This is a genomic window from Kitasatospora sp. NPDC094015, assembly GCF_040304075.1.
Lineage (GTDB): Bacteria > Actinomycetota > Actinomycetes > Streptomycetales > Streptomycetaceae > Kitasatospora.
Genome location: NZ_JBEOUL010000032.1, coordinates 53086 through 77131, shown reverse-complemented (window position 1 = coordinate 77131; position 24046 = coordinate 53086). Strand labels below are relative to the sequence as shown.

Genomic DNA, 24046 nt, shown 5'->3' with positions numbered 1-24046 from the left:
GTCCACCTGCGGCAACAAAGGGGCTATCCGCTCCCATGCCGCATCCGTCAACTCACCTCGACCTGCCACAAGATCAATTATCAGACAGGCTCTAGCGGACCGGACCGGTGCTCCTCCGACCGCCGATCTTCGGCGCCCGGGGGAGCACCGGCCCTTTTCCGTAGGCGATATGACGCTACGTCAGGCCTGATCGGCCGGCAGCGGGTCCGCGAGGTAGCAGCGCAGCAGTCGCTTGCACTCCGCGATCAGTGCCGGATCGCCGTCCGGATCGGTGCGGAAGGCCAGCTTGAGCACCGCGTCCGCGCACTCCAGGCCGACCCGGACGGCCAGCGGGAAGGCGGTCGGGTCGAGCAGGCCGCCCCCGATCTCCTGGATCCGCAGGGCGACGGTGGAGTTGTTGTCGAGGTCGGCGCTGAGCAGGTGCTCGTCGTCGGCGAGGTCGGCCGGGACGCGGTCGACCAGGCCGAAGTCCAGGTGGCCGAAGCCCGGGACGGCCCGCTTCATCGCCACGAACTCCTCCACCGCCAGGTCCACGAACCCCGCCACGCCCGGCGGCGCCTCGGCGGTGATCCGCCGGCCCAGCCGGTCCAGGTAGTGGTCGAGGTTCCGCGCGGCGAGCGCGGCCAGCAGGCTCTCCTTGCCGGAGAAGAACTGGTACAGGGTGCCGATCGGCACCTGGGCGCGGTGGGCCACCTCCTTGGTGGTCAGCGCGCTCGCGCCCACCTCGTCCAGCAGCCCCGCGCACGCGTCGAGCAGCCGCTCGTACCGCTCCTGGCTGCGCTGCTGCACCGGGCGGCGCCGCAGTGCGCCCGCCTGGTCCCGCTCCCGTCCGCCCACCTGCCCCGTCATGCGCCCACTCTGCCGCATCCGGCGCGTCCGGGGCCAATCTCCGCCCCACGCGGGCTCCCGCTCCGCCGACCTGCGGCGGAGCGGGGCGGACGGGGGTGCGGCACGGTGCGGTGCAGTGCGGACGCAGGACGGGCCGGGCCCGGCCGGTGGCGCCGTGCGGAGCTGCGCACGGCGCCACCGGCGAACCGGCGCTCGGCGTCAGCCGGTGGCGGCGGTGAGGTGGTGGGCGAGGAAGGCGACGCTCCGCTCGACCACGGCCGGGATCTGCGCGGAGCCGAGGAAGATGTGGTCCGCCTCGAGGACGGGCACCAGCTCCACCGATCCGCCGTGCGCGGTCAGGTGCTCGGCCAGCCGCTCGCTCTGGCTGTACGGCACCAGGCTGTCCTCGGTGCCGTGCACCAGCAGGAACGGCGGGACCACCGCCGGTACGTGGCTGACCGGGCTGGCCGCCGCCGCGAGGTCGGGCCGGTCGGCGGGGGAGGCGCCGAGCAGCGCGGTGTACGGGTCCCCGACGCCGGGGAGTTCGGGTGCGGCGACCGCCGCCGCCCCGGTGAGCGCCGGCAGGCCGGCCGCGGCCGCGACGATGTCGGACACGCCGTACCAGTCCACCGCGCACCGCACGGCCGTGCTGCCGGTCGGGACGCCTTCGGTGCCCTCCAGCCGGCCGCCCTCGGTGCCCGGGTCGGTGAGCGCGGCCATCGCGGTCAGGTGCCCGCCGGCGGACTCGCCGAACACCCCGATCCGCTCGCCGTCGATGCCCAGGGCGTCGGCGAAGTGACGCACGTAGCGGATCGTCGCCTTGACGTCGTGCAGCTGCGCCGGGAAGGGCGCCTCCAGGCTGTGCCGGTAGTCGATGGTCACCACCGCGAGGCCGGCGTCGAGGAGCGAGCCGAACAGCAGTTCGGCGGGCACGGTGGGCGGCGGGTAGCGCCGGTCGCCGTCCATCCAGCCGCCGCCGTGGATCCACACCACGGCCGGGACCGGCCCGGGGCGGGCGGGGACGTACACGTCGAGCAGGCGCGGCCGGTAGCCGAAGCTCCGGGCGTAGGTGGCGCCGTCGTACCGGAGCACGCCGTCGTCCGAGCGGCGCGGCGGCGGTGGCGGGAGGAAGGGCGGCGGCGGCCAGCCGGTGTCCTGGTCCTGGATCGGGTCGGTCAAGGCGACTCCTCGGGGGCGCGACGGGGTGGGGGACGGGCCTGCGGTGCGGCCCTGCCTCGCGGTCGAAGGTAACACGAGTAACCATGGATCTCCAGAGGCGTCTTTCCGCTGGTCGGCCCGGTCGGACCGGCGACGGTCGAATGATCAACGGGTCGGGTCGGGCCGGGAGTTCGGGCCGCCGGGCCGGGCGAGGGGTGTCGCGCGGAGGTCGGATATGTCGAACCCTTGACTGTCGTCAGTGGAGCGCCATACTTGCCTCACTCCCCGCTGACCGAGAGGTGCCGCCGATGGAGCTCTCCCCTTCCGCCCATGTCGACACGTTCTGTCGTGACCGGCTGCCGCCGGCCGAGCAGTGGCCCGAGTTCCTCCTCGACCTGCCCGAGCTCCACTACCCGGACCGGCTGAACTGCGCCGAGGTGCTGCTGGACGACACCGTCGAGCGCTTGGGTCCGGACCGCCGCTGCCTGCTGACCCCCACCGAGGAGCTGACCTACGGGGAGGTGCTCCGCCGGGCCGACCAGGTGGCCCGGGTGCTCACCGAGGACCTGGGTGTGGTGCCGGGCAACCGGGTGCTGCTGCGCGGGCCGAACAACCCCTGGCTGGTGGCCTGCTGGCTGGGGGTGCTGAAGGCCGGGGCGGTGGTGGTGACCACCATGCCGCTGCTGCGGGCCGCCGAGCTCACGGCGCTGTACGAGGTGAGCCGGCCCGCGGCGGCGCTGTGCGACCACCGGTTCCTCGGCGAGGTGGAGGCGGCCGGGTTGGCCGGGCCGACGCTGGTCGCCTACGGCGGTACGGGTGCGGACGACCTGACGAAGCGGTGCGCGGCCAAGCCGGGTGGCTTCACGGCGGTGGCCACGGCGGCGGACGACGTGGCACTGATCGCGTTCACCTCCGGCACCACCGGGCGCCCGAAGGCGACGCTGCACTTCCACCGGGACGTGCTGGCGAACGCGGACACCTTCTCCCGGCACATCCTGCGGCCCGGTCCGGACGACCTGTTCGCCGGGACGCCGCCGCTGGCGTTCACCTTCGGGCTGGGCGGCCTGGTGGTGTTCCCGCTGCGGGTGGGGGCGGCGAGCCTGCTGCTGGAGCGGGCCACCCCCGAGGAACTCGCCGCGGCGGTGGCGGAGCACGGGGTGAGCGTGCTGTTCACCGCGCCGACGGCCTACCGGGCGATCCTCGCGGCGGGCCTGGCGGACCGGCTGGCGGGGGTGCGCAGGTGCGTGTCGGCGGGAGAGGCGCTGCCGGTGGCGGTCTGGGAGGCGTTCCGGGCGGCGACCGGGACGCGGCTGATCGACGGCATCGGCGCCACCGAACTGCTGCACGTGTTCATCTCGGCCGCCGACGAGTCCATCCGCCCCGGGGCCACCGGCCGGCCGGTGCCCGGCTACCGGGCGGCGGTGCTGGACGCGCAGGGCCGGCCGGTGCCGGACGGGCAGCCCGGCCTGCTCGCGGTCAAGGGCCCGACCGGCTGCCGCTACCTGGACGACGAGCGGCAGACCGACTACGTCCGGGACGGCTGGAACCTCACCGGCGACACCTACGTCCGGGACGCCGACGGCTACTTCTGGTACCAGGCGCGCAACGACGACATGATCGTCTCCGCCGGCTACAACATCGCCGGCCCCGAGGTCGAGCAGGCCCTCGCCACCCACCCCGACGTCCTCGACTGCGCCGTCGCGGGCGCGCCCGACCCGGACCGCGGCGCCGTCGTCAAGGCGTACGTCGTGCTGCGGGAGGGCGTGGCGCCCGACGCGCGGACCGTCCGGGCGCTGCAGGACTTCGTCAAGCAGGCGATCGCGCCCTACAAGTACCCGCGCGCCGTCGAGTTCGTCGCCGAACTGCCGCGCAACGCCAGCGGCAAGCTGAACCGCGCCGAGCTCCGCCGGCGCGCCCGGTCCGGCCGCTGACGCGGCCCGAACTCCCCATGAGAGGCAGCGAGATGAGCCACCCCGAAGCACTCGACTCCACCCACCCCGCCGGGTCCGAGCCCGGCCCGGGCCCCGGTCCCGGTGCGGCGCCGGGTGTCCGGGGGCTGCCCGGCGTGGTGGTCGAGCGCCGGGTCGAGTGGTCCGACACCGACGCGGCCGGTCACCACCACTTCTCCGCCGTGCTGCGCTGGGCGGAGGCGGCCGAGGCCGTGCTGCTGCGCCGGCTGGGCCTCGGCGAGCTGTTCGGCAGCATCCCCCGGGTGCACTTCGAGGCCGACTACCTGGCCCGGCTGTGGTTCGGCGACCTGGTCCGGGTCGAGCTCCGGGTCGAGCGGGTCGGGTCGTCCTCGCTGCACTACGGATTCGCGGTGCACGGCCCTGCCGGGCCGGCCGCGACCGGGCGGATGTCGGTGGTCAATTCCGCCGCGACGGCCAAGGGATCGGCCCCCTGGCCGGCGGAGGTCCGCGCGCTGCTCACCGACTCCGGCCCGCAGCGCCCTGAGACGCTCACCGGCCACGATGTATAGCGGGTCGTTGACGGTCGCGAAAGAAGCGCAATACATTGGCGGGTACGGAACCACGGGAGGACCTTCATGCGGGTAGCAGTCATCGGGGGAGGCCCCGGCGGCCTGTACTTCGCCGCACTGGCCAAGCAGCTCTCCCCGTCCTGGAGCGTCACGGTCTGGGAGCGCAACGCCCGGGGTGACGCGTTCGGCTTCGGAGTGGTCTTCTCCGACGAGACGCTGGACGGCATCGCGCAGGCCGACCCGGTGGTGTTCGCCGCGATGTCCGCCGAGTTCGCCCGCTGGAGCGACATCGACGTCCGCTACGACGGCCAGGTCCGCACCTCCGGCGGCCACGGTTTCGCCGCGCTGGACCGCAACCGGCTGCGGGCCGTCCTGGAGGAACGCTGCGCCGCCCTCGGCGTCGAGGTGCGCTACCGCACCGAGGCGCCCCCGGTGGAGCGGCTCTCGGCCGAGTACGACCTGGTGGTGGCGGCGGACGGGGTCCGCTCGGCGACCCGCGCGAGCCACCCCGCCAGCTTCGGCACCGAGCTGGACGAGCGCAGCTGCCGGTACATGTGGCTGGCTACCGACCGGGTCTTCGAGGCGTTCACCTTCATCGTCGAGCAGCGGGACTTCGGCGCCCTCCAGGTGCACGCCTACCCGTTCGACGGGCGCCGCAGCACCTTCATCGTGGAGATCGCGGAGGAGGCCTGGCGCCGGGCCGGCTTCGAGGCGCTGGCCGACCGGGAGTTCGCCCGCGGCGAGAGCGACGAGGCGAGCGTGCGCCGGTGCGAGGAGATCCTCGCCGACCACCTCGACGGCCACCGGCTGATCCCGAACGCGTCCCGCTGGATCCGCTTCACCACCGTGCGCAACACCTCCTGGCGGCACGGGAACGTGGTGCTGCTCGGCGACGCGGCGCACACCGCGCACTTCTCGATCGGCTCCGGCACCAAGCTCGCCATGGAGGACGCCCTCGCGCTCGCCGCGAGCCTGCACGAACACCCGTCGGTGGAGCAGGCGTTGGCGGCGTACGAGGCCGAGCGCAAGCCGGTGGTGGAGTCCACCCAGCGGGCCGCCCAGGCCAGCCTGGAGTGGTTCGAGAACGTCGGGCGGTACACCGGCCAGGACGCCGACCGGTTCGCCTTCAACCTGCTGACCCGTAGCCGCCGGGTCACCTACGGCACCCTGCGCGAGCGTGACCCGGCCTTCGTCGACGCGGTGGACGCCGCCTTCGCCGAGGGCCCCGCCGTCCCCCCGATGTTCCGGCCGCTGCGGCTCGCCGGGCTGACCCTGCGCAACCGCGTGGTGGTGCCGCCGCTGGCGACGTACTCGGCCACCGACGGCCTGCCCAGCGGCTTCGAGCGGGCGCAGCTGGCCGGCCACGCGCTGGGCGGCGCGGGGCTGGTGTTCGCCGGCTCGGTCGCGGTCGCCCCCGAGGGGCGGGCCACCCCGGGCTGCACCGGCCTGTGGACGGCGGAGCAGGAGCGGGCCTGGGGCGAGCTGGTTGCCGGCGTCCGGGCGGTCTGCGACACCCCGCTGGGGATCCAGCTCACCCACGCCGGGCGGCGCGCCGCCACCACCACCCCCGGGCCGGACGGGGTCGGGCGCCCGCTCGGACCGGCGGGCTGGCCGACGCTGGCCGCCTCCGCGCTGCCCTGGGAGGTGGGCGGTCCGACCCCGCGCGAGGCCACCGAGGCCGATCTGGCGCGGGTGGTCGCCGATTTCGCGGCCGCCGCGGCGCGCGCCGAGCGGGCCGGGTTCGACGTGCTGGAGCTGCAGTTCGGCCACGGCCACCTGGTCTCCGGCTTCCTGTCGCCGCTCACCAACACCCGCCGTGACCTGTACGGCGGCTCGCCCGCCGCCCGGCTGCGCTTCCCGCTGCGGGTGCTGGCCGCGGTCCGCGCCGCCTGGCCGGCCGCCAAGCCGCTGGTGGTGCGGATCTCGGCCTGCGACTGGGCCGAGGGTGGCACCACCGGGGCCGAGGCGGTCGGGATCGCCCGGGCGCTGGCCGCGGGCGGCGCGGACGCCGTCGACGTGTCCACCGGCGAGGTCGTCGCGCACCAGCGGCCGGCGTACGGGCGCAGCTACCAGACGCCGTTCGCCGATCTGATCCGCCACGCGAGCGGTGTCCCGACCATCGCGGTCGGTGCGATCTCCAGCTACGACGACGCCAACTCGATCGTGCTGGCCGGCCGGGCCGATCTGGTCGCCGTCGGCCGGGCCCATCTGTGGGACCCGCTGTGGACCCTGCACGCCGCCGCCGAGCAGGGCTACACCGGCCCGGGCGCCGCCTGGCCGCGCAGCTGGCTGGCGGGCAGCCGCAAGCCGGCCGGTCCGCGCGGTGACCGGGTGGCGCCGCGCCTGCACCTGCTGCGGGAGGCGCCCGTGCCGGTGCGGCGGCGCTGGCTGCCCGCCGCCGCGCCGCGGCCGCCGGCGGTGGCCCGCTCCCGGTGACGGCCGCGGTCCGATCCGTTCCGCCCCTGATTGCCCTGCTCCGCCCGTCCGTACCGTCCGCAACGGAGGAACTGATGGACCTGCCCCGCTTCACGGCGGCCGCCGTCCAGGCGTCCCCGGTCTACCTGGACCCGGCCGCGACCGTCGAGAAGGCCGTCGCCCTGATCGGGGAGGCCGCCGGCCGCGGCGCCTCGCTGATCGTCTTCCCCGAGGTGTTCGTCCCCGGGTACCCGTACTGGAACTGGACGATGACCCCGATCCAGGGCTCGCCCTGGTTCGAGCGCCTGGTCCGCTCCTCGGTCGAGGTGCCGGGCCCGGAGGTGGACGCGCTGCGCGAGGCCGCCCGCCGGCACCGCGCGACCGTGGTCATCGGCGTCAACGAGCGTGCGGCGACCAGCCTCGGCACCCTCTACAACACCATGCTGACCATCGGCTCCGACGGTGAACTGCTCGGCGTGCACCGCAAGTTGGTGCCGACCTGGGCCGAGAAGCTGACCTGGGCCGGTGGCGACGGCAGCTCGCTCAAGGTGCACCGGACCGAGATCGGCCCGCTCGGGGTGCTCGCCTGCGGGGAGAACACCAACACCCTGGCCCGGTTCACGCTGCTGGCGCAGGGTGAACTCGTGCACGCCGCCGCCTACATCGCGCTGCCCGTCGGCCCCGAGGACTACGACATGGCGGAGGCGATCGCGGTCCGCACCGCCGCGCACTGCTTCGAGGGCAAGGTGTTCACGGTGGTGGCCTGTTCGACCGTCTCGCCCGAGATCGTGGACGAGATCGCCGGCGACGACCCGGAGGTCCGCAAGCTGCTCGCCCGCCCGCGCAGCGCCCTCTCGGGCGTGTTCGGGCCCGACGGCCGCCCGGTGGTGGAGCCGCTGATCGACGAGGAGGGCATCGTCCTCGCCGAGATCGACCTCGCCCGGTGCATCCAGCCCAAGCAGATGCACGACATCGTCGGCCACTACAACCGCTTCGACATCTTCCGGCTCCAGGTCGACAGCCGCTCGCACAGCCCGCTCACCTTCACCGCGCCGCCGGCCGAGGCAGCCGCCGGCACCCCATCCGAGGAGGAGCAAGCATGACCAGCTACGACGACGACCGGCTCGGCCGGGCCCGGGTCTCCGACAGCCCGGAACTGCTCGCCTACTACGACGAGTTGGCCAAGCTGGACGCCGGGGCCCTGTGGACGGTCGCGAACGAGATCGAGCCCTGGTACCCGCAGCCCCGGTCCGTCCCGGTGCTCTGGCGCTACCAGGAGCTGCGCCCGCTGGTGCAGAAGGCGCTGCCGCTGGTGAAGGCCGACGACGCCGGCCGCCGGGTCGTCATGCTGGTCAATCCCGGCCGCCGGGAGCTGAGCGCCGCCGTCGGGCTGCTCTACACCGGCCTGCAGATCATGGGCCCCGGCGAGGCGATGACCGCCCACCGGCACCAGGCCGCCGCCCTGCGCTTCGTGCACGAGGGCGTCGGCGCCTGGACGGTCATCGACGGCCAGAAGCTCAAGGTCGGGCCGCGCGACTTCGCCATCACCCCGAACGGCACCTGGCACGAGCACGGCAACGAGTCCACCGACGGCCCGGTGATCTGGCAGGACGGGCTGGACATCCCGCTGGTCAACGCCCTCGACGCGGGCTTCTACGAGGTCCACCCGGACCTCTACCAGGTGCCCGGGAAGGTGATCAACTCCTCCGTGCTGACCTACGGCACCAACCTGCTGCCGTACGGCGTGGAGAAGTGGACCCGCCCCTACTCGCCGGTTCTCGGCTACCCGTGGGAGCCCACGTACCACGCGCTGCGCAACCTCGCCCGGGCCACCGAGGGCTCGCCGTACGACGGCGTGATCATGGAGTACACGAACCCGCTGACCGGCGGATCGGTGATGCCCACCCTCGGCGCGCACATCCAGCTGCTGCGCCCGGGCCAGGCCACCAAGGCGCACCGGCACACCGGTTCGGTGGTCTACACCGCCGCCAAGGGGCGCGGGGTGTCGGTGATCGCCGGGCGGCGGTTCGCCTGGCAGGAGGGCGACATCTTCTGCGTCCCGTCCTGGGCCTGGCACGAGCACGCGAACCTGGACGCCTCGGAGGACGCCTGCCTGTTCTCCTTCAACGACTTCCCGGTGATGAACTCGCTCGGCTTCCACCGGGAGGAGGCCTACCCCGAGTCCGACGGCCACCAGCCCGTGCTGCCGGACACCGCCTGACCGCACCCGTACCCGCGCCCGGGGTCGCCGGCCTCCGCCCCGCCGCCCCCGACCCGCCCCGACCGACAGAGCCACTGCGAGGAGACACCCCATGCACCTGGTCAGCTACCTCCCGAACGACACGAGCGGGGCACCCGTCCGCCTCGGCGCCCGACTCGGCGACCGCGTGGTCGACCTGGCCGCCGCGGCCCGCGCTGCCGGCACCGAACCCGCCGACGACCTGCTGACCCTGATCCGGGGCGGCGAACCCGCGCTCGACGCGGTCCGGGCCCTGCTCCGGGGCGAACTCCCGGCCGACGCCGTCCACCCGCTCGGCGAGGTCACCCTGCGGGCGCCGCTGCGCCCCGGCAAGATCGTCGGGGTCGGGCTGAACTACGTCGAGCACGTCGCCGAGTCCCACCGCACCCTCGACACCGAGCGCGAGGTCCCCGACCGGCCGGTGCTCTTCTCCAAGCCGGCCACCGCCGTCACCGGCCCCGGCCAGCCGATCCTGCACAACGCCGAACTCACCAAGCAGCTCGACTGGGAGTGCGAACTCGCCGTGGTGATCGGCCGCACCGCCCACCGGGTGGCCGAACAGGACGCGCTGGACCACGTGTTCGGCTACAGCATCGTCAACGACATCAGCGCCCGCGACCAGCGCCGCTCCGGGCAGTGGTTCTTCTCCAAGGGCCAGGACTCCTACGCCCCGTTCGGCCCGGCCGTGGTCACCGCCGACGAGATCCCCGACCCGCAGGACCTCGACCTGTCGCTGCGCGTCAACGGCGTCACCAAGCAGGACTCCAACACCCGGCACATGCTGTTCGGGATCCGGCGCCTGATCGCCGAGATCTCCGCCGGGGTGACCCTGGAGCCCGGCGACGTGATCGCCACCGGATCCCCGTCCGGGGTCGGCGCCGGGCAGGTGCCGCCGCAGTTCCTCCAGCCCGGCGACCTGGTCGAGGCCACCATCGAACGGATCGGCACCCTCACCAACCCGGTCGTGGACGCCCGCTGACCCCGCGGCGCACCGCCGCCTGCTACGCCCGCACCCCCGGTACCCCCTACCCCCGTACCCCGCAGCCAAGGGAGCAGCAGCATGCCGGCACGTACCTACCGGATCGGCCAGATCGTCCCCAGCTCCAACGTGACCATGGAGACCGAGGTCCCCGCCATCCTGCGGGCCCGCGAGGCGATCGCGCCCGAGCGGTTCACCTTCCACTCCAGCCGCATGCGGATGACTCACGTCACCCCCGAGCAGCTCAGGGCGATGGACGCGGACTCCGACCGCTGCGCCGTCGAGCTCTCCGACGCCGCGGTGGACGTGCTCGGGTACGCCTGCCTGGTCGCGATCATGAGCATGGGCCACGGCTACCACCGGGTCTCCGAACAGCGCCTGCACGGCCGCACCGTCGAGAACGGCGCCCCCGCGCCCGTGGTGACCAGCGCCGGCGCGCTGGTCAACGGCCTGCACACGATCGGCGCGAAGAAGGTCGCCCTGGTGGCGCCCTACCTGCGGCCGCTCACCCGCACGGTGGTCGACTACCTGACCGAGGAGGGCATCACCGTCCTCGACCACACGGCCCTGGAGATCCCCGGCAACCTCGACGTCGCCGCGCACGACCCGGCCCTGCTGCCCGGCATCGCCGAGCGCCTCGACCACGCCGACGCCGACGCCGTGGTGCTGTCCGCCTGCGTGCAGATGCCCTCGCTGGGCGTCATCGAGCAGGCCGAGCAGCGGCTCGGCAAGCCGGTGGTCTCGGCCGCCGTCTGCACCGTCCACCAGATGCTCCGCGCGCTCGACCTGCCCGCCGTGGCGCCCGGCGCCGGCCACCTGCTCTCCGGTGCCTACGCCGAGGCGCCGCTGCCCACCGGCACCGCCCCGGTGGCCGGTTGACCCGGGCGAGGAGCACGGCATGGCGCACGGCCCGGCCCGGCCCGCTGATCAGCACCGTCTACGGCGCGTTCGTGCGGCGGCTGGGCGGCTGGATCTCCGTCGCCGACCTGATCGGGCTGATGGCGGAGCTGGACGTGGACGGGCCCGCCGTCCGCTCCGCCCTCTCCCGGCTCAAGAAGGCCGGCACCCTGGTCCAGGAGCGCCGCACCGGCACCGGGTACCGCCTGGGCGCCGACCTGGGCCCGGTGTTCGACGAGGGCGACCGCCGGATCTTCGGCAGCCTGGCGCCCGCCGCGCTCGCCGACGGCTGGGTGGTCGCCGTCTTCTCGGTGCCCGAGTCCGAGCGGGCCCTGCGCCACCGGCTGCGCGCCCGGCTGACCTGGCTCGGCTTCGGCAACGCCGCACCCGGCGTCTGGCTCGCCCCGGCCCGGCTGCTGCCCGACGCCCGGCGCGCCCTGACCCGCCTCGGCCTGGTCGGCTACGTCCACCTGTTCACCTCCGACTACGCGGGCTTCGCCGACCTCCGGAAGGCGGTGGGCCACTGGTGGGACCTCCCCGCCATCGAGGCCCAGTACGCGGCCTTCACCGCCGGTCACCGCCCGGAGGCCGGCGCGCTGCGGCAACGGCCGGTCCCGGACGACGCCGAGGCGTTCCGCCGGTACGTCCCGATGCTCACCGAGTGGCGACGCCTGCCCTACCTCGACCCCGGCCTCCCGGTGGAACTCCTGCCCGACGGCTGGAACGCCGTGGCCGCGCGCCGGATCTTCACCGACCTGCACACCCGACTCGCCGAGCCGAGCCTGCGCCACGTCGCCAGGACCACCGGCCTCCCCCGCCCGGACCCGGAGCCCGCCCGGTCGCCGGGGTCCGCGTAGAACTCCCTGGCGGCGCGGGCGGACTCCGGGGTACCCATGGGGCCATGGCGAGAAGTGCGAACCACCGGGGCGGCGGCCTGCCGCACGGGCGGACGGGGCCGGGGGGTCCGTGGCGGGCGGTGGTGGTGCGCGGGCTGCGGTACAGCGCTGCGCGGGTCGTGGTGGCCGGGCGGGAGGGGCGGCGGGCGGTGCCGGAGCGGGTGGTGCGGTCGGTCGCCGTGTACAGCCTTGCCCGGAGCAGCGCCCGGGGCGGGGACGTGGGCCGGTTCGCCGGTGTCGCCGAACGCCGGGCCCGGCAGGTGGTGCGGCGTGAACTCGGGCTGCTGCGTGCGGGGTCGGTGCAGGACATCGAGGTCGAACCGGGGCGGCACCGGCACGGCGCCCGGTGGCTGGCGTGAGGCCGCGGGCCCGGGGTGTCGGAGGCCGGTGCGTCCCAGGCCGGTGTATCGCGGGCGTATGGAAAACCGCATACGCCACCGCAACGCCGCATCGTCTCCCATGGGGGCATGAACCACACCGCGCCCCGGCCGACACCGCTCCGCCGTACGGGCGGCCACGTCCTGCTCGGCCTGGTCGTCCTCGCCGCGGCGGGCGCCGCGTACGTCGTGCGGCGCCCGCTGATGATGTCCGCGCCGCGGTGCGCGGCCGGGCGGTGGCACGGCTGCCTCGACACGTTCAACGGGGTGGTGTTCATGACCCTGGTCCTGGTGCCGCCGTCGCTGCTGCTGGTGTGGGCGCTGGCGCGGCGCCGGCGGGCGGCCGGGGTCGCCGGGGCGTGGCGGATGTCGCTCGCCGAGGTCGGGATGGTCCACGGGACGCTGCCGTTCGTGTGGATGACCATGATGCCGGGCGCCGGTGCCGGCGTCGTCCCCGGCCGGTACAGCCTGGTGCCGCTGCGCGACCTGGTGACCATGGGCACCGGTGGGATCGTCGGCAACCTGCTGGTCCTCGCGTCCTTGGGGTTCTTCGCCCCGATGCGGTTCGCGGCGCTGGCCTCCGTGCCGCGGGTCCTGGCGCTCGGGGCCGGCTGCTCGGTCCTGATCGAGACCGCGCAGTACGTGCTGCGCCTGGACCGGGTCTCCTCCGTCGACGACGTCCTGGTGAACGCCGCCGGCGCCGCCCTCGCCGCGCTCGCCTCGCGCCGCTGGTGGCGCACCCCGGCGGGCGCCACCTCGCGCCCGGCACCGGCCCGGCGCACTGCATAGGCTGCGGACATGCGCGTACTGATCGTGGAGGACGAGCCCTACCTGGCCGAGGCGGTCCGGGACGGCCTGCGGCTGGAGGCGATCGCCGCCGACATCGCCGGTGACGGTGACACCGCCCTGGCGCTGCTCGGCGTCAACTCCTACGACCTCGCGGTCCTCGACCGCGACATCCCCGGTCCCTCGGGCGACGAGGTCGCCCGGCGCATCGTCGCCTCCGGCAGCGGCATCCCGATCCTGATGCTCACCGCCGCCGACCGGATCGACGACAAGGCCTCCGGGTTCGGGCTCGGCGCCGACGACTACCTCACCAAGCCGTTCGAGCTGCGGGAGCTGGTCCTGCGGCTGCGGGCGCTCGACCGCCGCCGCGCGCACGCCCGGCCCCCGGTCCGCGAGCTCGCCGGCCTGCGGCTCGACCCGTTCCGCCGGGAGGTGTACCGGGACGGGCGCTACGTCGCGCTCACCCGCAAGCAGTTCGCCGTGCTGGAGGTCCTGGTCGCCGCCGAGGGCGGGGTGGTCGGCGCGGAGGAACTGCTGGAACGGGCCTGGGACGAGAACGCCGACCCCCTCACCAACGCCGTCCGGATCACCGTCTCCGCCCTGCGCAAGCGGCTCGGCGAGCCGTGGATCATCGCCACCGTGCCCGGCGTCGGCTACCGGATCGACACCGGCCCGGGCGGGGATCCGGGCCGCGCCACCGGCCCCGGCCACGCCGCTGCCGGCCCCGGCCACGCCGCCGCCTCCGGCCCGTCCGGTGGGTAGGCCGCCGGGCCTGAGCGCCCGCTGGAAGCTCACCCTCAGCTACGCCGGCTTCCTGCTGCTCGCCGGCGCCCTGCTACTGGCCGTGGTGTGGGTGTTCCTGCTGCGCTACGTGCCCGACAACAGCCGGGGCCTGCTAGGGATCTCGCCCAACCGCTACGTCCTGCTGCAGGTCTTCGTGCCCGCCGCGGCCGCGGCTCTCGCCGTCATCCTGGTGTTCGGCCTCCTGGGCGGATGGATCCTGGCCGGCCGGATGCTCGCCCCGCTCGCCCGGATCACGGACGCGGCCCGGCTGGCCGGCACCGGGTCGCTCTCCCACCGGATCCGGATGACGGGCCGCCAGGACGAGTTCCGGGAGCTCTCCGACGCCTTCGACGTGATGCTCGACCAGCTGGAGTCGCACGTCGGCGAGCAGCAGCGGTTCGCGGCGAACGCCTCCCACGAACTGCGCACCCCGCTGGCGATCTCGCGCACGATGCTCGACGTCGCCCGCCGGGACCCCACCCGGGACCGGGGCGAACTCGTCGAACGCCTGCACGTGGTCAACGCACGGGCGATCGACCTCACCGAGGCGCTGCTGCTGCTCAGCCGCAGCGACCGCGGCGACTTCCCGCGCGAGGACGTCGACCTCTCCCTGATCGCCGAGGAGGCCGCCGAGACGCTGCTCCCGCTCGCCGAGCGGCGCCGGATCACGCTGGAGGTCACCGGCGACGCCGCCCGCACCACCGGGTCCGCGCAACTCCTGCTGCGGATGGGGCTGAACCTCGTCCAGAACGCCGTCGTCCACAACCTCCCCACCGGCGGGGAGGTGACGGTGCACACCGAGGTGCGGGGCGCGGCGAGCGTGCTGCGGGTCGAGAACACCGGGCCGCTGCTCCCGGCGGACCTGGTGCCCACCCTCACCGAACCGTTCCGGCGGGGGACGGACCGGGTGCGCACCGAGGAGCACGCCGGCGCCGGGCTCGGGCTGGCCATCGTGCAGAGCGTCGTCCGCGCCCACGGCGGGAGTCTCGACCTCGCACCCCGCCCCGCCGGCGGGCTGCTCGTCACCGTCCGGCTCCCGGGCGCGCGCCGGGCCCGGTGAGCCGTAGGCCCGGGTGCGCCCCGGGCGCGACAGCGGCGTCACGGGCCAGGCGGGCGCCACTCGTGCGGGTGAGGTGTCGCGTCGGGGCCGTGGATCCGCGTGCCCGGCCGGGAGACTGGCTGCGCCAGTAGGACGCAGAGCGAAGGAACGAGTGATGGCTGAACAGCTGTACGCGACGCTGAAGACCAACAAGGGTGACATCGTGATCCGGCTGATGCCGGACCAGGCCCCGAAGACCGTGAAGAACTTCGTGGAGCTCGCCACCGGGGAACGCCAGTGGGTCGACCCGAACACCGGCAAGCCGAGCAACGAGCCGCTGTACGACGGCACGGTCTTCCACCGGGTGATCGAGGGCTTCATGATCCAGGGCGGCGACCCGCTGGGGAACGGGACCGGCGGGCCGGGCTACAAGTTCGCGGACGAGTTCCACCCCGACCTGGCGTTCACCAAGCCGTACCTGCTGGCCATGGCCAACGCCGGGCCGGGCACCAACGGGTCGCAGTTCTTCATCACGGTCGGGGCGACCACCTGGCTCACCGGCAAGCACACCATCTTCGGCGAGGTCGCCGACGAGGCGAGCCAGAAGGTCGTCGACGCCATCGCCACCGCGCAGACCGGCCGCAACGACCGGCCGGTGCAGGACGTCGTGATCGAGAAGGTCGTCATCGAGACCCGCTGACGGGCCGCTGTTCCGGCCGCCGCTCCTCCCCGCCCGTGGGCCCGCCGGGCGGGGAGGAGCGCCGGTGCGGCGAGCAGGTCAGAAGGCGACGATGCCTTCGCCGCCGACGGCGCCGGGGACGGGACGGGAGCCGAGCGCGGTCAGGGAGCCGTCGTGGTTCACCGCGAACTCGTCGACGATGCCGTTGACGCCGGTCTGCACGTACAGGTAGTGGCCGTCGGACGAGACGGCGGCGTCCACCGTGCCGGGGTTCGTCGGCGTGTTGCCGAGCGCGGTGAGCTGCCGGCCGCGGTCCGCGGTGCGGAACCCGCTGAGCGTGGAGCTGCCCGCGTTGGAGGCGTAGAGCAGGTCGCGGACGGCGACGATCCAGCAGGTGGCGACCTGGCCGGTGGCCGCGAACGCCTCCTGGGTGGCGGTGCCGTCGCGGTGCACGGTGAAGGTGGCCACGGCGTTGGTGCCGGCCTCGGTCAGGAACAGGCCGTGCCGCCCGTTGGGTACGAAGGAGAAAGGCACGGCGCCCGGCAGCTGCGTGGTGACGGGGGTGTCGGCGGGCGCGCCGGAGTGGTCGAGGCCGAACACCAGCAGGCTGCTGCCGTTCGCCTTGGTGGTGACCACCAGCTGCGAGCCCTCTCCGGTGAACCCGACCTGCCCCGGGGTGTTGGTGAACTGCGGGGTGGCGGTCGGGTCCAGCCCGAGGCAGCGGTTCCACCCGGACTCCTCGTGGAGCCGCCCGTCCCGGACGGTGTACCCCTGGATCGAGCCGCCGTCCAGCGCGTTGAGCACGTAGACCACGTCGTCGTGCACGGCGACGCTCACCGGGAAGCGCCCGCCCGAGCCGACCACCTGCCGCAGTGCGAGGTGGTCGCCGTCCACGGCGAAGACCGAGACGGTGTCGCTCCCGGCGTTCACCGCGTACAGCAGCGCGTGGCGCGGGTCGTAGGTCAGCGACCCCTGGGAGGCGAGGTGGTCGGCGACCGAGCCCTCCAGCACGCCGCCGAGGCCCTGGGTGTCGTAGGTGGCGGCCTGGGTCAGCTGCCCGTCGTCCGCGCGCCGGTAGGCGATGACCTGGTTGCCGGCCGGGTTGTCGTTCTGGACGAAGACGGCGTGGTCGCCGCCGTGCGGGCGGCCGTCACCGCCGTACGCGGCGGACGCGGCCGGGCCGCCCACGGCCGCCGTCGCGAGCACGGTCGCGGCGGCGACGGCGAGACGAGTGATCTTCTGCACGGTGGGGTGTCTCCTCGGGGGGTCGGGGCTCCGCCGGTGCCGGGCCTGCGGCCGGGCGCGAAGCGCGGGAGGACGGCCGTTCGCGCGGGTGCGCCGTCGCCGCTCCTCGCTGGCACGGTAAGTGACGAATCATCAGAAATGCGACATATCCGAGAAGCCGGAGCGCCAGCGGCGGGCGTCGGACGGGCTGCGCCGAGCGGCGCGGTGCCGGGTCGGGCGTGGCGCCGAGGGCGGGCCCCACGCGGAGCGACGGTGGTGAGCGGTGAGCGGTGAGCGGTGAGCGGTGAGCGGCGAGCGGCGAGCGGCGTGGGACGAGCGGCGACCGGTCGGCCGTGCGAGGCCGGCCCGGCGTCAGGGCCCGGCGTCAGGTGAACGGTGCGGGGGCCGGCGTCAGGAGGACTGGCGCGGCACCAGTTCGAACCGGACCCGCGGCAGCTGGGGGGCGTCGCCGTCCCGGACCAGCCGGTCCACCGTTTCGGCGAACAGTTCGGCGCTCGGCAGCTGGTAGCGGATCGAGGTGAGCCGGGGCCGGACGACCTGGCCGAGCAGCAGGTCGTCCGCGCCGACCAGGGCGACGTCCTGCGGGACGGCGACCCCGAGGTCGCCGAAGGCCGCGCCGAGCAGCGCCGCGTACTCGTCGTTGTAGCCGAACACGGCGTCCAGCTCCAGCTCCCGGCAGAGCACCGCAATGGCCGCGGCGGCGTCGTCGGTGTAGCGCATCGGCAGGGTGGTGACGCTCACGCCGTGCTCCGCGGCGGCCCGTTCGGCCCCCGCCAGGCGCGGGCCGGAGAAGGCGGACAGGCCGCGCTCGGCCGGCATCACCACGCCGATCCGGCCGCGCCCGCGCTCCGCCAGGTGGCCGATCGCGGCGGCGCCGATCTCGGACTGGTCCCCGATGAAGGTGGTCACGCCCGGCACCGGCTCCGCCGCGCCCGCCACCACCGCCCGTACGCCCGCCCGGGTGAGCACCCGGCCGGCCTCGGCGGTCATCCGGCTGTCGTTGACCGCGACCACCGCGACCGGCCGCAGCTGCGCCCACACCCGGGCGGCCGCGACCGGGTCGGCCGTGCGGTCGCCGTGCAGCACCACCGTGTAGCCGAGCTGCCCGAGCGCGGTCTCGATCTCGTCGATCCACTCGCTGAAGAGCCGCCCGATCGCCGACACCGAGACCGGTACGACCACGAGGTCGCTGCGGCCCGCCCGCAGCGAGCGTGCGGCGGCGTGCGGCACGTACCCGAGCTCCTTCGCCGCCGCCAGCACCCGGGCGCGGGTGGTCTCGCCGACCCGGGCGCCCGGGGTCTCGTTCAGCACGAAGGACACCGTGGCGCGGGAGACCCCGGCGGCGCGGGCCACGTCGGCGCTGGTGACCTGGGCGGGGCTGCTCTGTTCGGTCGACATAACGATTGCATCATTCCAGGTCGCGCGAGTCTGGCGCTGTGCCGGGGGGAGTGATACCAATGCTTACACGTGTTACCACGTGCTCGAGCAGGGCGCCCCACCGGGCGCCGCGCACGGCCGGCGTGAGGACCACCCCGCCGCTTCCCGACCGCTGCCGTGTCCCCCACCTCCTCGTCCGCCGCGCCCCGGGCGCGGCCCCGCCCCACCGGAGCCGACCATGAAAGCCACCACGACGGACGCGGTCCCCGGATCCCCACCGGTGACCGGACCGCCGGCCGCAGGACGCGGCCTGCTCCCGCTGCTCGCCTTCGCCAACACCTCGATGTACGCGCTCTACCTGGGTGTCGGCTCGGTCCTGCTGCCGCTGCAGATCGAGGCGATCGACCCCGCCCACAAGGTGGCCACCCTGGGCATGATCGGCGGTGTCAGCGCGGTCTTCGCCACGCTCTTCAACCCGGTCGCCGGCGCGCTCTCGGACCGCACCGGGCGGCGCTCGCCCTGGATCCTGGCCGGCGGTCTGGCGGCCCTGGCCACCATGGCGCTGCTCGGCAACGTCCACACCGTACTGCTGGTGACCATTGCCTGGTGCCTCGGGCAGGCCGCGATGAACATCTACCAGGCGGCCGTCACCGCCGTGGTGCCCGACCGGATCCCGCGTGCCAGGCGCGGCACCGCCTCCGCCGTGGTCGGCCTCGGCCTGCCGGTCGGCGGCACCGTCGGCGTCCTGGTCGCCTCGCAGGCCGCCGACAGCCTGAACACCGGCTACCTGGTGCTGGGCGCGATGGTGGCGCTCGCCGCCGCCCTGCTCACCGCGTTCGGCCGTGAACCGCACCGCGAGCACCGCCGCCCGGCGGTACCGCTGCGCCAGCAGTTCCAGGCCTTCCTGTCGGCGCTGGCCAGCCACGACTTCCGCTGGGCCTTCATCGGCCGGGCGCTGCTGGTGCTCGGCTACTTCCTCGTCTCCGGCTACCAGTTGTACATCCTGACGGACCACGTCACGCTGCCCGCCGGGCTGGAGCCGACCGAGGCGATCGCCGTCCTCACCCCGATCTCGATGGCCGCGATGGCGATATCGACCGTGGCCGGTGGGGTGCTGTCCGACCGCTGGGACCGCCGCAAGCTCTTCGTCGGCCTGTCCGCCGCGCTGACCGGGCTGGTGACGCTGGTCCCGGTGATCAGCCCGAGCTGGACCGGGATGATCGTCTTCAGCGCCCTGAACGGCCTCGCCTTCGGCTGCTTCATGGCCGTGGACACCGCCGTGGTCACCCTGGTCCTGCCGCGCGCCGAGGACGCCGCCCGCGACATGGGCGTGCTGAACATCGCCAGCGCCGGCCCGCAGATCGTCGCGCCGTTCGTCGCGGCCGCCGTCATCGGCCACCTGGGCGGCTACACCGCGCTGTTCCTCGCCGGCGGCGCTCTCGCCCTGCTCGGCGCGCTGGCCATCGTGCCGATCCGCAACGTCCGCTGAACCGCCGTCCCCGCCCATCGACCCAGAGGGATCCGTGACCACCGAGCACCACCCCCGCACCACCCCGACCCCCGCGACAGCCACCACTCCCACCCCGAGGACGCCATGACCACCTCCGTGACCACCCCATCCGGACTCCCCGCCGACGCCGACGCCGACGCCGACCGCGAGCGCGAGGCCGCCGTCGACAAGGCGCTCGCCCGGCTCTCCCTGACCGCCAAGGTGGCCCTGCTCGCCGGCGCCGACATGTGGTCGCTGCCCGCGAACGAGGAGATCGGGCTCGGCCGGCTGGTGATGTCGGACGGCCCGGCCGGCGTCCGCGGCGAGCAGTGGACCCCGGACGACCCGTCGCTGGCCATCCCGTCGCCGACCGCGCTCGCCGCCACCTGGGACGTCGACCTGGCCCGCCGCACCGGCCACCTGCTCGCCCAGGAGGCCCGCCGCAAGGGCGCCCACGTGGTGCTCGCGCCGACCGTCAACCTGCACCGCACGCCGCGCGGCGGCCGGCACTTCGAGTGCTACTCCGAGGACCCGCTGCTCACCGGCGACCTCGGCGCCGCGCTGGTCGCCGGGGTCCAGGACGGCGGGGTCGCCACCACCGCCAAGCACTTCGTCGCCAACGACTCCGAGACCGACCGCTACACCGTCGACGTGCGGGCGGACGCGCGCACCCTGCGCGAGCTCTACCTCGCGCCGTTCGAGGCGATCGTCCGCAAGGCCCACCCGTGGGGGCTGATGGCCGCCTACACCCGGGTCGACGGCGTCGGCATGTGCGAGAACGACGAGCTCAACAACGGTGTGCTGCGCGAGGAGTGGGGCTTCGACGGCGTCCTGGTCTCGGACTGGACGGGTGCCCGCGACACCGTCCGCTGCGCGCTGGGCGGCCTCGACATCGCGATGCCCGGCCCGGCGACCGTCTACGGCGAGCACCTGGTCGCCGCCGTGCGCGAGGGCCTGGTGCCCGAGCAGGTGGTGGACGACCTCGCCCGCCGGGTGCTGCGGCTGGCCGCCCGGGTCGGCCTGCTGGAGGGCGCTCCGGCGGCCGTGCCCGCCGACCGGCTCCCGGCCGGGATCGACGGCGAGGACTTCGCCCGCGACCTGGCCGCCCGCTCCTTCGTCCTGGTCCGCAACGAGGGCGGCGCCCTGCCGCTGGCCGCCACCGGCCCGGTGGCACTGATCGGGGCCGCCGCCGTGGTGGCCCGGATCGGCGGCGGCGGCAGCGCCCAGGTCTTCCCGACCCGCACCATCAGCCCGCTGGACGGTCTGCGCGCGGCCGGCGTCCAGGTCGAGTACGCGATGGGCGCCGACCCGCTGGTCCACCTGGCGCCGATCGGCATCCCGCTCACCGCCGCGCTGCGCGACGCCGGCGGCGCGACCCTGGGCACCACGGTGGCCGCCGACGGCGCGGTGCGCTGGATCGGCCAGCTGCCCGCCGGCGTGGACTTTGCCGACCTGGCGTCCGTCGAGGTGACCGGCCTGCTCGTGCCGCAGGGCAGCGGGGAGCACCGCTTCGCCGTCCGCGGGGTCGGCCACTACCGCCTGCGGGTCGGCGACGCCGTGCTCTTCGACGAGGTGCTCGCCGCCGAGGGCGAGGACCCGGCGGCGGCCTTCCTCGCCCCGCCGGAGCGGGAGTTCGCGGTCGAGCTGGCGGCCGGTGAGGCCGTGGAGGTCTCGCTCGAGCACGTGCTGCCGCAGGCCGCCGGGGTCGCCGGCTTCGGCCTGGTCTCCTTCACCCTCGGCCACGGCGCCCCCGGCCGGACCGGCGACGAGCTGATCGAGGAGGCGGTGGCGGCCGCCCGCGCGGCCGAGGTCGCGATCGTCGTGGTGGGCACCACCGAGGAGGTCGAGAGCGAGGGCGTCGACCGTGCGGGTCTCGCCCTGCCCGGCCGCCAGGACGAGCTGGTCGCCCGGGTCGCCGCGGCCAACCCCAACACCGTGGTCGTGGTCAACGCCGGTGCCCCGGTGCTGATGCCCTGGCGGGAGCAGGTGGCGGCGGTGCTGCTCACCTGGTTCCCCGGCCAGGAGGCCGGGCACGCCCTGGCCGACGTGCTGCTGGGCCGCACCGAGCCCGGCGGGCGCCTGCCCACCACCTGGCCCGCCGGTCCGGCCGACGCCCCGGTGCTGCGGGTGGAGCCGCAGGACGGCGTCCTGCCGTACACCGAGGGCCTGTTCATCGGCTACCGCGCCTGGGAGCGCGGCAGCACCGCGCCCGCCTACTGGTTCGGCCACGGCCTCGGCTACACCGACTGGGCGTACGAGGGCCTGGAGACCCGCCGGGTCGAGGACGGCTCCGACCGGGACCCGTACGGCGCGGCGGCGGAGGTGACGGTCTGGCTGCGCAACACCGGCGGGCGCGCCGGCCGCGAGACGGTGCAGGTCTACCTCGCGCACGACGGCTCCGACCCGTCCCGGCCGGACCGCCAGCTGGCCGCCTTCGGCACGGTCGAGGCCGCGCCCGGCGAGCGGGTGGCCGCGCGCACCCGGATCCCGCTGCGCGCGTTCCAGACCTGGGACGAGGCGGCCGGCTCCTGGCGGTCGCGGCCCGGCGTGTACCGCGTGGAGGCCGGGCGCAGCGTCGCCGACCGCCGCCTGTCGGTCGGCTTCGACCTGCCCGGCCGGGGCTGAGCGGGCCGCCGCGCCCGGGGGACCCACCGTCATGGGGTGCCCCGGGCGCGGCACCCCACCGATCCCGCCGGACGTACCCGAGAGGACCGCTGATGCCCCAGCCACCCGCCGCCGACCTGTTGATCCGGGCGGCGGCCGTGCACACCCTGGACGCCGGAGCGCCCGTCCGGCGGGCCGTCGCCGTCACGGGCGAGCGGATCACCGCGCTCGCGGCCCGGCCGGGCGGCCTCGACCACCTGGTCGGGCCGCGCACCACCGTCGTCGACGCGCCGGACGCCACCGTGCTGCCGGCCTTCGACGACACCCACACCCACCTCGTGCTGGCCGCGCACGGGATCCACGACGTGCCGGTGCACCGGGCCGGCACGCTCGCCGAGTTCCTCGACCTGATCCGCCGGCGGGCCGCCGCGACCCCGGCCGGCGGGTGGATCCGCACCACCACCAACTGGCAGGAGCTCAACCTCCGCGAGCAGCGGATGCCCACCCTCGCCGAACTCGACCTGGCGGCCCCCGACCACCCGGTGCTGGTCAAGCGCGGCGGCCACAACGTGCAGCTCAACTCCCTGGCGCTGCGACGGGCGGGGATCACCGCGCGGACCCCCGAGCCGCCCGGCGGCCACATCCTGCGCGACCCGCGGGGCCGGCCGACCGGACGCCTGGTGGACACCGCCGTCACGCTGGCCGAGCGGCTGCTGCCGCCCCCCGACCGGGCCACCAGGATCGACGGCCTGCGGGCCGCCTCCCGGGCCTACGCCGCCACCGGTATCGGCACGGTCCGCGACTGCATGGTCCCGATCGAGGACCTGCCGGTGCTGGACGCCGCGCACCGGGCGGGCGCACTGGCCGTCCGGGTCCGGGCCCTGGTGTCGGGCCTCGGCCTGCGCGATGCGGCCGGCACCGACCGGCTGCTGGACCGGATGGAGCCGTGGCGCGGGCGCGACGACCCCTGGCTGCGGGTGTGGGGCGTCAAGTTCGGCATCGACGGCGGCATCGAGGCCGGGGCGCTGGAGGAGCCCTACGCCGACCGGGAGTGCTACCACGGACTGCTGCTCTGGGAGCCGGACGCGCTGGTCGCCGCGGTCGACCGGGTGGTCCGGCGGGGCTGGCGGGTCGGCGTGCACGCCTGGGGCGACCGGGGGCTGCGCGTCCTGCTCGACGTCTACGAGCGGGTGCTCGCCCGCCACCCCGGCCTGCCGACGGGCACCCTGGTGATCGAGCACGGCGGCCTGGCCGGCGCCGAGCAGCGGGCCCGGGCGATCCGGCTCGGCATCCCGGTCACCGTCCAGCACCCGCTGCTGCACGACGCCGCGGCGCCGCAGATCCGGGCCTGGGGCGAGGAACGGGTCCGGCAGCTGTTCCCGCTGCGCGCGTGGCTCGACGAGGGCGCGCTGATCGCCGCCGGCTCGGACTTCCCGGTGGGCCCGTACGGCGCCATGGTCTCCGTCTGGGGGATGACCACCCGGCGGACCGCCGCCGGCGTCCAGGGTCCCGAGCACGCCATCGACCGGGCGGAGGCGGTCGCGCTGCACACCACCGCCGCGGTGCGGCTGCTGGGCGAGGAGGGCCGGCGCGGCGTGCTCGCGCCCGGCGCCCTGGCGGACCTGACGGTGTGGCCCGAGTCCCCGTTCGACTGCCCGGAGGACCGCCTGGCGGCGCTGCTCCCGGTCCTCACCGTGCTGGGCGGCCGGGCCGTGCACGATCCGGCGGGGCTGGCCGGCGGGGGAGCGGACCGGCCGAGCTGACCGGCCGACCTGG

The 24046-nt window shown here is 75.1% G+C and carries 20 protein-coding genes; 16 read left to right on the top strand and 4 right to left on the bottom strand.

The features are described from left to right. Positions 1-180 precede the first annotated feature (180 nt). Positions 181-849, bottom strand: coding sequence for a TetR/AcrR family transcriptional regulator (locus ABT014_RS28810; protein ID WP_350642145.1), 669 nt, complete (start codon positions 847-849; stop codon positions 181-183). A 198-nt stretch (positions 850-1047) separates the two neighbouring features. Further along, positions 1048-2007, bottom strand: coding sequence for an alpha/beta hydrolase fold domain-containing protein (locus ABT014_RS28805; protein WP_350642144.1), 960 nt, complete (start codon positions 2005-2007; stop codon positions 1048-1050). 287 nt (positions 2008-2294) lie between these two features. Between ABT014_RS28805 and ABT014_RS28800 the strand changes: the two genes are divergently transcribed. The 13 genes from ABT014_RS28800 to ABT014_RS28740 all read left to right on the top strand — a co-directional run bounded on the left by ABT014_RS28800 (position 2295) and on the right by ABT014_RS28740 (position 15576). After that, a complete protein-coding gene (locus tag ABT014_RS28800) occupies positions 2295-3917 on the top strand; it encodes an AMP-binding protein (protein ID WP_350642143.1) in 1623 nt (540 codons plus the stop codon). A gap of 32 nt (positions 3918-3949) precedes the next feature. Then, a complete protein-coding gene (locus tag ABT014_RS28795) occupies positions 3950-4465 on the top strand; it encodes an acyl-CoA thioesterase (protein ID WP_350642142.1) in 516 nt (171 codons plus the stop codon). A gap of 66 nt (positions 4466-4531) precedes the next feature. Next, entirely contained in the window at positions 4532-6901 is a 2370-nt protein-coding gene (locus ABT014_RS28790) for an oxidoreductase (protein ID WP_350642141.1), read from the top strand. Positions 6902-6975: 74 nt separating this feature from the next. Next, a complete protein-coding gene (locus ABT014_RS28785; RefSeq protein WP_350642140.1) occupies positions 6976-7983 on the top strand; it encodes a carbon-nitrogen hydrolase family protein in 1008 nt (335 codons plus the stop codon). Beyond that, the gene (locus ABT014_RS28780; protein WP_350642139.1) at positions 7980-9101 is read left to right on the top strand and encodes a cupin domain-containing protein; all 1122 of its coding nucleotides are present in this window, start codon (positions 7980-7982) and stop codon (positions 9099-9101) included. Before ABT014_RS28785 ends, ABT014_RS28780 begins: the two co-directional genes overlap by 4 nt. A 91-nt stretch (positions 9102-9192) precedes the next feature. Beyond that, complete coding sequence (locus tag ABT014_RS28775) at positions 9193-10098, top strand: fumarylacetoacetate hydrolase family protein (RefSeq protein WP_350642138.1); 906 nt, start codon at positions 9193-9195, stop codon at positions 10096-10098. Positions 10099-10179: 81 nt separating this feature from the next. Further along, complete coding sequence (locus ABT014_RS28770; RefSeq protein WP_350642137.1) at positions 10180-10977, top strand: maleate cis-trans isomerase family protein; 798 nt, start codon at positions 10180-10182, stop codon at positions 10975-10977. Then, positions 10974-11852 (top strand): PaaX family transcriptional regulator, encoded by an 879-nt coding sequence (locus ABT014_RS28765; protein ID WP_350642136.1) that lies wholly within the window; start codon positions 10974-10976, stop codon positions 11850-11852. Before ABT014_RS28770 ends, ABT014_RS28765 begins: the two co-directional genes overlap by 4 nt. A 44-nt stretch (positions 11853-11896) precedes the next feature. After that, positions 11897-12250 carry a hypothetical protein gene (locus ABT014_RS28760; RefSeq protein WP_350642135.1) on the top strand — a complete coding sequence of 118 codons (354 nt, stop codon included), beginning with the start codon at positions 11897-11899 and terminating at the stop codon, positions 12248-12250. Between the two features lie 108 nt (positions 12251-12358). Next, positions 12359-13057 (top strand): VanZ family protein, encoded by a 699-nt coding sequence (locus ABT014_RS28755; protein ID WP_350642134.1) that lies wholly within the window; start codon positions 12359-12361, stop codon positions 13055-13057. 9 nt (positions 13058-13066) lie between these two features. Next, the gene (locus tag ABT014_RS28750) at positions 13067-13816 is read left to right on the top strand and encodes a response regulator transcription factor (protein WP_350642133.1); all 750 of its coding nucleotides are present in this window, start codon (positions 13067-13069) and stop codon (positions 13814-13816) included. Beyond that, the gene (locus ABT014_RS28745) at positions 13809-14897 is read left to right on the top strand and encodes a sensor histidine kinase (protein WP_350642132.1); all 1089 of its coding nucleotides are present in this window, start codon (positions 13809-13811) and stop codon (positions 14895-14897) included. Before ABT014_RS28750 ends, ABT014_RS28745 begins: the two co-directional genes overlap by 8 nt. Positions 14898-15051: 154 nt before the next feature. Beyond that, entirely contained in the window at positions 15052-15576 is a 525-nt protein-coding gene (locus ABT014_RS28740; RefSeq protein ID WP_350642131.1) for a peptidylprolyl isomerase, read from the top strand. Positions 15577-15654: 78 nt separating this feature from the next. On the opposite strand, the gene ABT014_RS28735 is transcribed toward ABT014_RS28740, so the two are convergent. Further along, positions 15655-16800 carry a lactonase family protein gene (locus ABT014_RS28735; RefSeq protein ID WP_350642130.1) on the bottom strand — a complete coding sequence of 382 codons (1146 nt, stop codon included), beginning with the start codon at positions 16798-16800 and terminating at the stop codon, positions 15655-15657. A gap of 390 nt (positions 16801-17190) precedes the next feature. After that, complete coding sequence (locus ABT014_RS28730) at positions 17191-18198, bottom strand: LacI family DNA-binding transcriptional regulator (RefSeq protein WP_350642129.1); 1008 nt, start codon at positions 18196-18198, stop codon at positions 17191-17193. A 217-nt stretch (positions 18199-18415) separates the two neighbouring features. Between ABT014_RS28730 and ABT014_RS28725 the strand changes: the two genes are divergently transcribed. The 3 genes from ABT014_RS28725 (at position 18416) to ABT014_RS28715 (ending at position 24033) form a co-directional block, all read left to right on the top strand. Then, positions 18416-19666 (top strand): MFS transporter, encoded by a 1251-nt coding sequence (locus tag ABT014_RS28725; protein ID WP_350642128.1) that lies wholly within the window; start codon positions 18416-18418, stop codon positions 19664-19666. A 105-nt stretch (positions 19667-19771) separates the two neighbouring features. After that, on the top strand, positions 19772-22291 hold the full coding sequence (locus ABT014_RS28720; RefSeq protein WP_350642127.1) for a beta-glucosidase H: 2520 nt from the start codon (positions 19772-19774) through the stop codon (positions 22289-22291). A 92-nt stretch (positions 22292-22383) separates the two neighbouring features. Further along, positions 22384-24033 carry an amidohydrolase gene (locus ABT014_RS28715; protein ID WP_350642126.1) on the top strand — a complete coding sequence of 550 codons (1650 nt, stop codon included), beginning with the start codon at positions 22384-22386 and terminating at the stop codon, positions 24031-24033. Positions 24034-24046: the final 13 nt, after the last annotated feature.